Source organism: Aliihoeflea sp. 40Bstr573, assembly GCF_024105655.1.
Classification (GTDB): Bacteria; Pseudomonadota; Alphaproteobacteria; order Rhizobiales; family Rhizobiaceae; genus Aliihoeflea.
Genome location: NZ_JAAAMH010000038.1, coordinates 1 through 12153, shown reverse-complemented (window position 1 = coordinate 12153; position 12153 = coordinate 1). Strand labels below are relative to the sequence as shown.

The following is a 12153-nucleotide window of genomic DNA, read 5'->3' as shown; positions in this document are numbered from 1 at the left end:
AGGTCTTCATCCCAGCCTTCGCCGCGCGGACGGCCCTGCAAACCCAACCAGCGATGCCGCCCGCGCTGGCAACAAGACCGTCAATGCACTAACATTCCAGCCGGACCCGTCAGGGGGGGCTGATCAAGTTCGCCGCCGGCCTCGATCCGGTCGCCGGTCGTCACGTCGGCGACGGTCTCCACGAATGTCTCGACCCGCGGCGACACGACGCTGACCAGCCGTTCGTCCAGCGCGACGCTGCCCGGGACGTCGATGGACCGGTTTACGACTCCGAGCGCCGCTTTTTCGGTTTTCACGCCGGTGCGCTGGACCTTGCCCGTCGAGATCCTTATCGCCGAATCGTCCTGCCCGTCGCCCTCGTAGACTGGAATATAGTCCATTCCCATCCAGTCCTTCTTCGGCACGGGCGACGTATCGGCCAGTCCCATCGGATTCCGGTAATAGAGGATCTCTCCGTTATCCGGCGACGTGGATGCGGATTTGCCCGGCGGGACAGGGCCGCCTTCTCCGAGCATCACGTCCTCATCCTCGTAAACCGGAACGAACGGGGTGCCCTCAGCGGTCTTTGTCGCGACCGCCGAATAGGCCGCCTTACCGTCCGGATGACGGTAGTAGAGGATTTTGCCCCTATCGCCTTCAGGGTCATTGGCCTGCTTGACGCTTTGCGCTGCATCGACGCGGGCAAACGCGGCCAGACTTTCAAACCCACCTTGCCGTCCCGCCCAAAAGCCCACGCTTGCGCTTGCCGCGACGAGCAAGATCATCGCCGTTATCCTCGCCGTCTTCATGGCTGAACCTCCAAAGACAGTTCCGCCGTCACCGTCGCCGTCTCGCCCTGGACCTTGGCGGCGATCTGCAGACGCCAGTTGCCTTCCATCATGAAGTCGGCGCGAAAGCGGTAGCGCCCGTCGCCAAGTTCCTCGACCGGCTGCAGGGTGGCGGTCATCGCCGCCATTCCGTCGGGAGCCATGTCCAGCCTGAGGGCGTAGATGACTGCCGCTTCCACGGGTTCTTCGTCGGCATCGAGGAGCCTCAGCGTCACCGGCGTGTCGCCCACCACCGCGGTGGCATCGACGATTTCGAAGGAGTAGTCGCTGGCAGCGGCGAGGAGCGACGGGATCGGGAACGTTACCCCGGCAAAGCCCGCGATTGCAGCCAGGAGGGCGAGCGGTTTTTTCATCGCGTGTCCTCGCCGACGCTCGTTTGCGTTGAAGACTGGACCTTCATGCACAGCCCCAGCGCGCACAACGCCGCGCAGGGCAGGGCACCCAACAAGAATGGGGCAAGACCGGCGGCCGCGAGCCAATTCCAGTTCAGGGCGATGCCCGTTGCGGTGGCGACAACTCCCGCGACCATAGGCCACCGTGGGCGCAGGCGCAGCGAACCGTGGCCGCCTGCGGCAGGCGCGGGCCGGTGATATTCGATCATTTTCATGGGTCTCTTTCCCGAGAGTGCGTCTAGCGCCGTGTTCCGTCGCGCAGATACTTGACCAGTGCTGCGGCAACGAGGACGAGGACGATGAAGGCGAGAAGCCAGAAGGCACTCATTCCCCACATCATCATGCCCATGCCGCCATCCATTCCGTTCATGTCCATCATGTGAATGTTCCTTGCGGAGCGCAGCCACACTCGGCGCGCCAAATCCCAGCTTTTGTCCACCGACGCGAGCGTTCGGCTCGGCGCGTCAGGGAACTCACTCGATCAACCGGATGATGCCAACCGCGAAACCCGGACCCGAAGGGACGGCGATTTCGTCGAAGGAAACTTTCGGCGATTCAGACCATCAGGCAGAGTGACGGGGAGGGAATGGGTCGGGCGTACGGGCGATGCCGAACGAAATCAGCACGGGGATCAGATCGTGCGAAAGGCGCTGCAAGGAATCCGCTTTGGAAGCCTGGATCAGGATGGCTGTACAGGCCGAAGCGCACGCCGTCATGCAGGACGGTTCGGACATCCCACTGTCGTCACAATCGTCGCATCCCTGCATGTTCATCGCTTCCATGGAGGACGCGCTCATTTCGACGGACATCGATGCTCCGGCTCCTGGCTGCACGGAGGCCGCCGCCGCAAACGCGACGACGAGAAACAAGAGCAGGGATCTGGCCCAGTTGCGCATTCGACGACGCTAGCCCAAGGCGACGATGCTGTCCATCGCTCCGAGCCTGCCTTACAAATATGTAAGGTGGAGCGGGATTGACCTGATGGGCGGCCTGCCGCACTCCTGAATGGAGTGCCCATGGGCGGGGTTCGTTCCATCCGGACCCACGTATCCTTGCCCATAGAGAGACGGAGACAATCATGGCAATTCGCAAACTCATGCTAACCCTCGCGACCGCCGGTGCGGTGCTGGCCGGAACCCCCGCGATGGCAGCCGTCCTGGAGGTCTACAAGACACCGTGGTGCGGTTGCTGCACCGCCTGGGCGGAGGCGTTTCGTGCCGCAGGGTACGACGTTCAATTGACGGACATGGAAGACCTGACGGAGGTGCGGGAAAGCGCGGGCGTCGCCGAAGAACTCGAAGGCTGCCACACGGCCGAGATCGAAGGATACTTCATCGAAGGTCACGTACCGCTCGAAGCCGTGGCAAAGCTTCTTGAAGAGCGCCCTGCCATTCGCGGATTGGCGGTGCCAGGCATGCCGTCCGGCTCCCTCGGTATGGGCGATGATCCGGAGGCGACGTACGACGTCATTGCCGTCAACGCGGACGGACCGACGTCCGTCTATATGAGCATCGGCAATCAGTGAGTTCGGCCCTTTGGCGGGCGGTGGTCTTGGCAATGGCAGCCTTCGCCACCGGATCGTCGCTCGTCCTCGGTCCGCTTCTTCTGGAACGGCGATACCTCCAGACGGGCCGTGAGGTCTATGCGGCTCATTGCGCATCCTGTCACGGAACCAATCTGGAAGGACAACCGGATTGGCAGGTCCGGAAGGCCGATGGACTGCTGCCCGCACCGCCGCACGACGAAAGCGGCCACACGTGGCATCATGACCGGGGTCTTCTCGTTGCGATAACGAAATACGGCATCGCTGAAGCGGCCGACCTCGAAGATTACCGCTCCGCCATGCCTGCGTTCGATAAGGTTCTGGATGACGACGAGATCGAAGCCGTCATCGACTGGATCGCCTCGACCTGGCCAAGCGAAATTCGAAAGCGCTGGGAAAGCAGGTAGCGGCGGGTGCTACTTGCGCGACGCCGCTTAAGCCTTGCCGAAAACCAGTCGATAGGCCGCACGGGTCCACAGCGCCGCGAACAGCCATCCAGCGAGAACGTCCGATGGCCAGTGCGTTCCGAGGAAGACTCTGCTCGCGCCGACCGCGAAGACGATGGCCAGGACGATCGCCAGGACCAATCGTCTCAGCCTTGGGTCGCGGAACTCCCACAACACCAGTATCGTCAAGGCGAGAAGTAGCGACAGCACGGCGTGGCCGCTCGGAAAGCTCGTGGCGGCCATCGCGTCTGAACCCGGCAGGTGATGGGGCTTCGCCGTGGCGAACGCCGCCTTCGCGATGTAGGCAAGGGCCGCACCGCCTGCCAATACGAGGAATGCGAACCAGGCCCGGGACAACTCCTTGCGAGCGATGAGGATGGTCACCAAGGCCGCCGATATCGGTACCACGAAAGGCGGGCTTCCCAAGGTCGTGAACACCCAGGCCAACGTATGGACCACGCCACCCCCCTCCCGCGGCCCTTGGGGTGCGCCGAGATTTAAGAGCAACACCCGGTCGGGCGCGTGAAAGTCGACCAGAAACGCCGCTGACAGAAGCGCCAGCAGCGCCGCCGCCCAAGGAATGTATCGGTCGAGATGGGTCATGAACGATCGCGAGGTCCGCATCCTGCGTCCACTAAACGAAATTGCCTAACATCCCCTTGCGCATTCGCCGAAAAGCGGACGGGACTTGTCGCCGGACCGCCCCTTCCCATATCCAATGGACGATCCCGCGGTCGCTCGACCCAATCCGCGTGCGGGGCGGGAGTCCGTCGTCATTTCGACAACCTCGGGCCGAATTGTGGAGCATCTGAGAAGGGCGATCCGATACATTCCCGGCGTGCAGGCGGTGTTCTGCGCCCTCATCATGCTGGCGTTCGCGACGGCACCAGTCGGCATGGCGGGCTGGGAATTGCCGATAGGTTCCGCGGTTCACTCAGGATGCGAACGCCACCAGCCGCCGCAGGACGACACCACAGGCCTGCGTCTTTGCAGCATGTCCGCTTGTCATCCCGGCGTTTCCGTAGAATCGGTCGCCATGCGTTGGTCAAAGCAGCGGCATGTCCATGAAGCTGACATTATCACCGCAGCCTCGGGCGTGCGCCCGGAGATTGAACTGCCGCCGCCGCGATCCGTGGTCTGAACGCCTTCGACAACCAGTTCAGATCTACGGAGAATTCCGATGAAACACTTCGCTTCAATTCTTGCGGCCGCTGTCGCCGTCGTCTCGCTCTCGAACGTTTCGCTCGCGCAGGAGGGCGACGCCTTCAAGCTCCCCGAACAGTGTTCGGCGGCCGATGGCGCATCCATGGGCCAGTCCGGAATGGGTCAGATGTCCGGTGGTTCTTCCGAAGGCGGGATGGGCGCGATGATGAGCATGGGCAACATGGATATGGACGCGATGCCCGAGCATGTCCGCGAAAATATGCAGAAGATGATGCAGACCATGCCCGCGATGCACGAAGGGATGATGAACGAGAACCCGAACGTAGCGTTCGCGTGCGGGATGATCGCGCATCACCAGGGTGCCATCGGAATGGCCGAAGCGATGTTGAACCATGGTGAGGACGAACAATTACGGGCACTCGCCGAAACGATCATCGCTGACCAAACCGCCGAGATTGAGGTCATGACCGACTGGCTCGTAGATAACGTCAAGTGAGAAGCGCGTTTCCGCGCGGCCTTGTGCCGCGCGGAAACTGTAGGGTGTGCTTGCCCGAGCGCCGCGAATTTGAACGCGAAATTACTGGGCGCTGCAGTCGTAGAAACCGCGATAGCCTACGACGAGACCTTGATCCAGCTCGAAGACCAGTTCCGAGTCTTGACGCCAATCGGCCTCCTCCCCGAGGGACCGGACCGATACCCTCATGCCCGGCGACGCAAAGACCGCAGGGTCGGTTTGCGGATCGCCGTCCCGATCGAGAGAGACGAGAACGCCGTTTAACTTGACCGCCGCACCTGCGCCGTCCTGCGCGGCCCATAGTATGGGCTCGGACTCCGGACTGCGGTTGAACGTGCAGCGCGAATCCGTCTCGATCAGGCGATCGGCCTCGGCCTTCGGCACCGGCGCAAGGTCGAGCTGGCTGACGAGCGTGTTCGCAAGGGCGTCCTCCACGGTGCCCGGCGCGGCCGGCGGGTCCTCGTAGGTACTTTCCGCCACGTTTCCTGACGAGACGTCTGCGATGAGGTAGCGCATCTCCGCGATCTCGCGACGCTGTGCCTCGATGATTTCGTCTGCGAGCTTGCGAACGCGGGGGTCCCGGATCTGCGACCGCTCCGATGTCATGATCGCGATCGAATGATGCGGGATCATCGCGCGCATGTAGCTCGGTCCCGAGACCGTCACCTGGCTCCGCACGAGCCACAGCGATAGGGCGAAGACGATTGCTGCACCTATGAAAATGGCGATGTTCAATGAGGTGCTCTTGTACATGCCCATCATGTAGGCGAGCATGACGACGGCCATCGTCGCCCCCATCATGATCGCCATGTAGGTCCTGGTTTCAGAGAAAAAGACATGCTCCCAGGCATAGGTGTTCAGATACATCAGGATGAACATCACCACCGTGGAGGTGAGGATCATCAGGCCGAAACGGGTGTAGGACATACTCGTCTTCCTGTTGGTTATTGCTATTCGCTGCGGGAGTCGGAAACGCCAGGCAGCGGCCCCTCGGATGCTTCGCCTGCAGCGTGTATTGGCGCGCACTCAGACGGCTCCTGTACGGATCCGGTCAAACTGGAGTAATCGTCGACCGTCAGCCCCGGCAGAGCGCCGACGAAGGCGGTAATCGCAGCGATTCATCGGCAGGATGGTGTTCGCCGAATGCCGGCATTGCTGTCAACTCGATGGTGCTGGACGGCATCCAGGAGATTCGTCCCGTCCAGTCGGTGGCCGCTTCCGTCAGACGCGGCGGCTCCGGTCTCATGCAGCGGGACCACTCTGCAGGTTCTTGGCCGGGCCCGCCGTGCCGGTGCACGCAACTCTCGGCGTAGGGATCGGATTCCTCTGCAAGCTCCTCGTCGAAAGCGTCTGGGGCAGCTCGACGCCGCCGGCCCGGTTCGCGACCGCCTGGTACACGGTTGTGTCGAGCGTCCACCGCAAGGCATCGAATCTGGTCCGAGGCAGCGACGTGGTCGGCCCCCGTGCAGACGATGCTCCGCGAGACTGCGATGTCCAAACAGGATCTTGCCGACGATCCCGCCGGTACCGCCGACAATGGTAGGATGCTGATTCATGTTCCTCTCGTGGTTGGCTGTGAAATCTCTGCTGGGAGCGTGGCCTCTTTGATACCCTACCGGGGTACCTCTCCGTCCCAACCGGAAGCCTTCGCAGAAGTTCCCCGAAACTTTCATTCGCGCAATCGGTTCATGCAGGGGAACGCGAGGTGCCAATTCGATGAAAGATCGCAAGCAAGCAGCTCTTCAGCGCCTCGCGCGCGTCGAAGGTCAAGTGCGAGGAATAGGAAGGATGATCGAAGAGGACCGCTATTGCATTGACGTCATCAACCAGGTGATGGCGATCCGGTCGGCCCTCTCTCAAGTCGAAATATTGATCCTGCAGGATCACGCGGACAACTGCGTACAGGATGCGATCACGTCCGGCGATCCCGAAGAGCAGCGGATGAAGTTTAAGGAGCTGATCTCGGTCTTCGAGAAGGTTTGCCGGTAGGATACCGCTAGCTGGTGGCGGTAGGCGTGGGCCGCCGTCCGTCGTGCAGAGCGGCGAAAGCGATTCGGCAGTGACAGGACATCGCGGGAGACGAGGGCGGCCCCCCTAGTTGCAGGTTCAATCCCCCTTCGCAGGGGTCGTGCTGGCGTATCGGGAACAACTCGGCGGACCGGAACCGGGAGATGGCAGTTGACCTTCCATTGGGAGGAAGCCTTAGCGTCGGGACGTTTCCTAGGGAGAACGGTCATGCAGCACAGCGATAACGATCAAGCCGGCGGCGAAAGCCTGTCGGTAGAACATCGTCACACAGCTCCCGGAGCAGAGGCCGGCGTCACGCGGGATCCGGTTTGCGGCATGACCGTCGATCCGGACGCGGGCAAGCCCACGGCGGTTTACGGCGGGCACACCTACCATTTTTGCAGCGCGTCCTGCCGCGGCAAGTTCGTCATGGATTCGGAGGCATTCCTCCAGGCTGCCGATCCCGTCTGTGGCATGAACGTGGATCGGGCCACCGCGAGGCACTTCACCCGGCATGAAGGTCAAGGGTTCTACTTTTGCTCGCCGGGCTGTCAGAGGAAATTCGAGGGCAACCCCAACAGCTTCATCGGCGCACGACCGGCCATCGAGGCGATGGCCGCCGGGACGCAGTACACGTGCCCGATGCATCCGGAGATCATCCGCGACGAACCCGGCTCCTGTCCGATCTGCGGAATGGCGCTGGAGCCAATGGGCGTGCCGACAGGCGAGGAGGGGCCAAATCCCGAACTCGCGGACTTCACGCGCCGGCTGTGGGTGAGCGCCGTCCTCTCCCTGCCGCTGCTCGTCCTCACGATGGGGCCGATGATCGGCGTGTCCCCCCGGGAATGGGTCGGAGAGAGGGTCGCGGTCTGGATAGAACTCGTCCTGGCTACCCCGGTTGTGCTCTGGGCGGCCATTCCGTTCTTCCATCGAGGTTACCAGTCGTTCGTAAACCGCAGCCCCAACATGTGGACGCTGATTTCGATCGGCGTCGGCGCGGCCTATGCGTACAGCGTCGTCGCCACGATGTTCCCCGGCCTCTTTCCGCATCAGTTCCGCGGCCATGGCGGTGCGGTTCCGGTCTATTTCGAGGCGGCGGCCGTGATCGTCGCGCTCGTCTTTCTCGGCCAGGTCCTTGAGCTTCGCGCGCGCGAGCGCACGGGTTCGGCGATCCGGGCGCTGCTCGACCTCGCTCCCAAGACGGCGAGGCGGCTCAAAGAAGATGGATCGGAAGCCGATGTGCCCTTGGAGGAGGTGCAGTCCGGCGACAGGCTGCGCGTCCGGCCGGGCGACAGCGTGCCCGTGGATGGAACCGTTCTCGAAGGCCGATCTTCTGTCGACGAGTCCATGCTCACGGGAGAGCCGGTCCCCGTCGAGAAGACGGAAGGCGACGTCCTAACCGGAGGTACGCTCAACAAGAACGGCTCGCTGGTGATGCGTGCCGAAAAGGTCGGGAAGGACACGATGTTGTCCCAGATCGTCGAGATGGTCGCCAAGGCGCAACGCTCGCGCGCGCCGATCCAGGGCATGGTGGACCGGGTCTCGTTCTACTTCGTTCCGGCCGTCGTGCTGGTCGCCGTGGTGGCCTTCATTGCTTGGGCGTTGTTCGGGCCGGAGCCAAGCATGGTTTTCGCGATCGTCTCGGCCGTATCGGTGTTGATCATCGCCTGTCCCTGCGCCCTCGGACTTGCGACGCCGATGTCGATCATGACGGCTACAGGACGCGGTGCGCAGGCCGGCGTATTGATCAAGGACGCAGAGGCGCTTGAACGGTTCGCCAAGGTCGACACGCTCATCGTTGACAAGACGGGGACGCTGACCGAAGGCAAGCCGAAGCTGACGGACGTCGTCGCTTTGAACGAGTTCGAGGAAGACGATCTACTCGCACTTGCAGCGAGTCTGGAGAAAGGCTCGGAACACCCGCTCGCGGAAGCGATCGTCGACGGAGCGCGTGAAAGGGGAGTGTCTGTTTCAACCGCCGCCAATTTCGAAGCCGTCACGGGCAAGGGGGTTCGAGGTAGGGTTTCGGATCGCGCCATCGCCCTCGGCAACCACGCGATGATGGACGATCTCGGTATCGCCGTGGAAGAAGTGAAGGCTCGGGCCGACGAATTGCGATCGGAGGGCAAGACAGCGATGTTCGTCGCTGCCGATGGCAAGCTTGCGGGAATCGTCGCCGTTTCCGACCCGATCAAGGCGACGACCGCTGGCGCGATCCGCGCCCTGCGCGAAAGCGGACTGAAAATTATCATGGCTACGGGAGACAACGCGCGAACGGCGGGAGCCGTGGCGGCCAAACTCGGCATCGACGAGGTCCGTGCCGACATGTTGCCGGAAGGCAAAAAGGCGCTGATCGACGAGCTTCGCGCGAAAGGAGCCAGCGTCGCCATGGCCGGCGACGGGGTCAATGACGCGCCGGCGCTGGCCGCGGCTGACGTGGGCATTGCCATGGGGACCGGTGCCGACGTGGCGGTCGAAAGCGCTGGCATCACGTTGGTGAAGGGCGACCTCAACGGGATCGTGCGGGCGCGTACCCTGGCTCAGGCCACGATCCGGAACATCAAACAGAACCTGTTCTTCGCGTTCGTCTACAACGCATTGGGGGTGCCTGTCGCGGCGGGCGTACTTTACCCGGTATTCGGCACGCTTCTGTCGCCGATGTTGGCGGCGGCGGCGATGAGCCTGTCATCGGTCTCTGTGATTGCAAACGCTTTGCGGTTGAGGGGCCTTTCTCTCCGCGACGGAAATCGGGGTACTTCTTGATGCTATTCTTCAGTCCGATGGATCGCCGGAATTCCGCCGGGGCGGCAGGGATCAGGGAAGGACCAGTGATTTGATCGACCTTCAAAGTGCCATCACGTGTCCCGAATGCGGCCACGAGAGAATCGAGACGATGCCGACTGACGCCTGCCAGTTCTTCTACGACTGTGCGGGGTGTGGAACTCTTATGCGGCCGAGGCCGGGCGATTGCTGCGTCTACTGCTCCTACGGTTCGATCCCATGTCCTCCGATCCAAGGTGCGCGGGAAGCCGGGAGGACCGGGGACTGTTGCGGAAACTCGTAAGGCGGCGATCATGAACCAGAAATTCGATCTTGTTGTCATCGGCACGGGTACCGCCGCACGCGGAACCGCCATGCGCATGCGAGCGGCCGGATGGTCGGTGGCCGTCATCGACGGCAAGCCCTATGGCGGGACTTGCGCCTTGCGCGGATGCGACCCGAAAAAAATGCTAGTGGGCGCTGCGTCGGCCGTCGATCTTCTCCGTAGAATGCAGGGCAAGGGGGTGATCGGCGAGTCAAGGATCGACTGGCAGGCGCTGATGGCGTTCAAGCGCGGTTTTACCGATCCGGTGCCGCGGAAACACGAGCAAAGCTATGCGGAAAGAGGGATTGCGGCCTTCCATGGCGAGGCCCGCTTCACCGGGCCCAACAGCGTGGCGGTCAACGGCAGCGACCTAAATGCCCGCTACATTCTGATCGCTACGGGAGCCGACCCTGTCCGACTTGGCATTCCCGGCGAGGAACATCTGGTCGACAACGAGGAGTTCCTCGCCCTCGACGCCCTGCCCGCAAGGATCGTGATGGTCGGCGGTGGCTACATCGCGGCTGAATTCTCCCATATCGCAGCGCGAGCAGGTGCGCAGGTGACGATCCTCCAGCGGAGCGAGCGCATGCTGAAGCATTTCGATCCTGACGTCGTCGGCTGGCTCCTGCCGAAATTCCGCAGCCTCGGGATCGGCGTCCGAACCGGAACTGTTGTCAACGCAATCGAGAAATCGGCAAGCGGCTATCGTGCGATCGCTTCGACGGGCGGGCGGAAGCAGACAATCGATGCCGATCTCGTCGTGCATGCCGCAGGCCGGGTGCCGAAGATCCGCGATCTCGATCTGGATCGCGGGGAAATCGCGGCGACAGACAACCGGCTGGAGTTGAACGAGTATCTGCAAAGCGTCTCGAACCCCGCGGTCTATGCGGCAGGCGATTTGGCCGGATCCGGTCCGCCTCTCACCCCGGTTTCGAGCCACGATGCCAAGGCAGTCGTCGGCAATCTGCTCGACGGCAATCGTCACAAGCCGGATTATCGGGGCGTGCCGAGCGTGGCCTTCACCATCCCGCCGATCGCCTCCGTTGGCTGGAGCGAGGAAGAGGCGCGCCGGCATGGCTTCCGGTTTCGCACCCGATCAGAAAATGCGTCGGATTGGTTTACCGCCCGCCAAGCTGCAGAGGAAGTCTACGGGTTCAAAGTGATGGTCGAGGAGGGAACGGAACGAGTTCTAGGGGCCCATCTAGTAGGGCCGCATGCAGATGAAGTCATCAACCTGTTCGCTCTTGCAATTAGGCACGATCTGACCGCAACCGCCTTGAAGGAGACGATGTTCGCCTATCCAACAGGAGCTTCCGACGTCGGCTACATGCTGTGATCCGAAGCCTGGCGAATGCTTTCTGGAAATGCTGGGCAGGGATCAGCTGCCTCTCAGCACCCTGCCGGACAAGGAGGCCACGAGGAGCGGTATGACGAGCCATTGCAACAGGGGCGTCAGCCCGGTGCCGAACGGCGGGATGCGAGGCATCAGTTCGGAATAGACCCATCGGCCCGTCACTTCGATGTAGTAGAATTCGAGACCTACCGTCAGGACGACTCCCGTAGCGACGAAAAGCGCGAGCTGTGGTGGTCGCGGGTGCATGATCCATCGACGCGACCTGAAGACAACCGCCGTCGTCCAGAATGCAAGGAGCGCCAAGCCGACGTCGCCCGCCGTCGCGGCCGTGCACGTCTTTATTCCTTCCCAGTGGGGTAGTGTGGCCATCCCTTCGTAGGCGGGTACCTGGAGGAATTCCCAAACGAAATGAAGCGCGAACGACAATATGGCGATCGGAAGCTCGGGCACTCTCCAAAGATTGGAAACCGCATCGGCCCTTTGCTGCTCCACGGTGTCGTGCGCCATAACGCTTCCTTTCCCACGCTCCGCTGGTACGACCGACCGGACCGCTCAACGCGGACATCTGGTTAGATGCTGCAGCCCGCAAGTGCAAGCCGGCATGAGGACCCTGCTGTATCGATGCGGTGCGCCGGATGACGAGACTCATTTGCGATCACGATTGGGAACTATCGCTTTGAAGTCAGGTTGACCAATGTTCGGGATCAGCGCCTATGGCACAGAGTTGAGGGTGTGATTTAAGGAGTGTTCGGTTCTCGTCGAAGACGAAGGAACGAACATGAATACGAAGACGACTGGCGGCAAACGCTCCGCCGAGCATT

General features: G+C 62.2%; 16 protein-coding genes. 8 read left to right on the top strand and 8 right to left on the bottom strand.

The genetic code is table 11. The features are described from left to right. Positions 1-80 precede the first annotated feature (80 nt). The 5 genes from GTK01_RS20390 to GTK01_RS20370 all read right to left on the bottom strand — a co-directional run bounded on the left by GTK01_RS20390 (position 81) and on the right by GTK01_RS20370 (position 2088). A complete protein-coding gene (locus GTK01_RS20390; RefSeq protein ID WP_252929597.1) occupies positions 81-764 on the bottom strand; it encodes an efflux RND transporter periplasmic adaptor subunit in 684 nt (227 codons plus the stop codon). Positions 765-784: 20 nt separating this feature from the next. Beyond that, the gene (locus GTK01_RS20385; RefSeq protein WP_252929595.1) at positions 785-1180 is read right to left on the bottom strand and encodes a FixH family protein; all 396 of its coding nucleotides are present in this window, start codon (positions 1178-1180) and stop codon (positions 785-787) included. Next, positions 1177-1434, bottom strand: a complete 258-nt coding sequence (locus GTK01_RS20380) for a hypothetical protein (RefSeq protein ID WP_252929593.1) — start codon at positions 1432-1434, stop codon at positions 1177-1179. The genes GTK01_RS20385 and GTK01_RS20380 overlap by 4 nt, the downstream gene beginning before the upstream one ends. Before the next feature lie 23 nt (positions 1435-1457). Continuing rightward, positions 1458-1598, bottom strand: a complete 141-nt coding sequence (locus tag GTK01_RS20375) for a hypothetical protein (protein WP_173193769.1) — start codon at positions 1596-1598, stop codon at positions 1458-1460. Positions 1599-1782: 184 nt separating this feature from the next. Beyond that, positions 1783-2088 (bottom strand): hypothetical protein, encoded by a 306-nt coding sequence (locus GTK01_RS20370; RefSeq protein WP_252929591.1) that lies wholly within the window; start codon positions 2086-2088, stop codon positions 1783-1785. Between the two features lie 209 nt (positions 2089-2297). On the opposite strand from GTK01_RS20370, the gene GTK01_RS20365 reads away from it, so the two are divergent. After that, entirely contained in the window at positions 2298-2744 is a 447-nt protein-coding gene (locus GTK01_RS20365; RefSeq protein ID WP_252929590.1) for a DUF411 domain-containing protein, read from the top strand. A gap of 32 nt (positions 2745-2776) precedes the next feature. Next, a complete protein-coding gene (locus GTK01_RS20360; RefSeq protein ID WP_252929588.1) occupies positions 2777-3169 on the top strand; it encodes a cytochrome c in 393 nt (130 codons plus the stop codon). Between the two features lie 27 nt (positions 3170-3196). Here GTK01_RS20360 and GTK01_RS20355 read toward each other — a convergent pair whose 3' ends face one another. After that, positions 3197-3811, bottom strand: coding sequence for a phosphatase PAP2 family protein (locus GTK01_RS20355; protein ID WP_252929586.1), 615 nt, complete (start codon positions 3809-3811; stop codon positions 3197-3199). Positions 3812-3926: 115 nt separating this feature from the next. Here GTK01_RS20355 and GTK01_RS20350 point away from each other — a divergent pair, with 115 nt between their 5' ends. Continuing rightward, positions 3927-4349 carry a hypothetical protein gene (locus GTK01_RS20350; RefSeq protein WP_252929584.1) on the top strand — a complete coding sequence of 141 codons (423 nt, stop codon included), beginning with the start codon at positions 3927-3929 and terminating at the stop codon, positions 4347-4349. Between the two features lie 39 nt (positions 4350-4388). Further along, positions 4389-4868 carry a DUF305 domain-containing protein gene (locus GTK01_RS20345; protein ID WP_252929582.1) on the top strand — a complete coding sequence of 160 codons (480 nt, stop codon included), beginning with the start codon at positions 4389-4391 and terminating at the stop codon, positions 4866-4868. Positions 4869-4949: 81 nt separating this feature from the next. Here GTK01_RS20345 and GTK01_RS20340 read toward each other — a convergent pair whose 3' ends face one another. Beyond that, on the bottom strand, positions 4950-5813 hold the full coding sequence (locus tag GTK01_RS20340; RefSeq protein WP_252929580.1) for a DUF305 domain-containing protein: 864 nt from the start codon (positions 5811-5813) through the stop codon (positions 4950-4952). A 789-nt stretch (positions 5814-6602) separates the two neighbouring features. Here GTK01_RS20340 and GTK01_RS20335 point away from each other — a divergent pair. The 4 genes from GTK01_RS20335 to GTK01_RS20320 all read left to right on the top strand — a co-directional run bounded on the left by GTK01_RS20335 (position 6603) and on the right by GTK01_RS20320 (position 11314). Further along, positions 6603-6875, top strand: coding sequence for a metal-sensitive transcriptional regulator (locus GTK01_RS20335; RefSeq protein ID WP_252929579.1), 273 nt, complete (start codon positions 6603-6605; stop codon positions 6873-6875). 246 nt (positions 6876-7121) lie between these two features. Then, a complete protein-coding gene (locus GTK01_RS20330; protein ID WP_252929577.1) occupies positions 7122-9656 on the top strand; it encodes a heavy metal translocating P-type ATPase in 2535 nt (844 codons plus the stop codon). Positions 9657-9729: 73 nt separating this feature from the next. Continuing rightward, positions 9730-9957 (top strand): GDCCVxC domain-containing (seleno)protein, encoded by a 228-nt coding sequence (locus GTK01_RS21020; protein WP_252929599.1) that lies wholly within the window; start codon positions 9730-9732, stop codon positions 9955-9957. A gap of 10 nt (positions 9958-9967) precedes the next feature. Beyond that, complete coding sequence (locus GTK01_RS20320) at positions 9968-11314, top strand: NAD(P)/FAD-dependent oxidoreductase (RefSeq protein WP_252929575.1); 1347 nt, start codon at positions 9968-9970, stop codon at positions 11312-11314. A 42-nt stretch (positions 11315-11356) separates the two neighbouring features. On the opposite strand, the gene GTK01_RS20315 is transcribed toward GTK01_RS20320, so the two are convergent. Beyond that, positions 11357-11839, bottom strand: coding sequence for a hypothetical protein (locus tag GTK01_RS20315; RefSeq protein ID WP_252929573.1), 483 nt, complete (start codon positions 11837-11839; stop codon positions 11357-11359). Between the last annotated feature and the right edge of the window lie 314 nt (positions 11840-12153).

What these genes read in the sequence shown, in the direction of transcription:
- GTK01_RS20390 (WP_252929597.1), bottom strand. Translation starts at nt 764, where the DNA reads ATGATCTTGCTCGTCGCGGCAAGCGCAAGCGTGGGCTTTTGGGCGGGA.
- GTK01_RS20385 (WP_252929595.1), bottom strand. Translation starts at nt 1,180, where the DNA reads ATGAAAAAACCGCTCGCCCTCCTGGCTGCAATCGCGGGCTTTGCCGGG.
- GTK01_RS20380 (WP_252929593.1), bottom strand. Translation starts at nt 1,434, where the DNA reads ATGAAAATGATCGAATATCACCGGCCCGCGCCTGCCGCAGGCGGCCAC.
- GTK01_RS20375 (WP_173193769.1), bottom strand. Translation starts at nt 1,598, where the DNA reads ATGATGGACATGAACGGAATGGATGGCGGCATGGGCATGATGATGTGG.
- GTK01_RS20365 (WP_252929590.1), top strand. Translation starts at nt 2,298, where the DNA reads ATGGCAATTCGCAAACTCATGCTAACCCTCGCGACCGCCGGTGCGGTG.
- GTK01_RS20360 (WP_252929588.1), top strand. Translation starts at nt 2,777, where the DNA reads ATGGCAGCCTTCGCCACCGGATCGTCGCTCGTCCTCGGTCCGCTTCTT.
- GTK01_RS20355 (WP_252929586.1), bottom strand. Translation starts at nt 3,811, where the DNA reads ATGACCCATCTCGACCGATACATTCCTTGGGCGGCGGCGCTGCTGGCG.
- GTK01_RS20350 (WP_252929584.1), top strand. Translation starts at nt 3,927, where the DNA reads ATGGACGATCCCGCGGTCGCTCGACCCAATCCGCGTGCGGGGCGGGAG.
- GTK01_RS20345 (WP_252929582.1), top strand. Translation starts at nt 4,389, where the DNA reads ATGAAACACTTCGCTTCAATTCTTGCGGCCGCTGTCGCCGTCGTCTCG.
- GTK01_RS20340 (WP_252929580.1), bottom strand. Translation starts at nt 5,813, where the DNA reads ATGTCCTACACCCGTTTCGGCCTGATGATCCTCACCTCCACGGTGGTG.
- GTK01_RS20335 (WP_252929579.1), top strand. Translation starts at nt 6,603, where the DNA reads ATGAAAGATCGCAAGCAAGCAGCTCTTCAGCGCCTCGCGCGCGTCGAA.
- GTK01_RS20330 (WP_252929577.1), top strand. Translation starts at nt 7,122, where the DNA reads ATGCAGCACAGCGATAACGATCAAGCCGGCGGCGAAAGCCTGTCGGTA.
- GTK01_RS20320 (WP_252929575.1), top strand. Translation starts at nt 9,968, where the DNA reads ATGAACCAGAAATTCGATCTTGTTGTCATCGGCACGGGTACCGCCGCA.
- GTK01_RS20315 (WP_252929573.1), bottom strand. Translation starts at nt 11,839, where the DNA reads ATGGCGCACGACACCGTGGAGCAGCAAAGGGCCGATGCGGTTTCCAAT.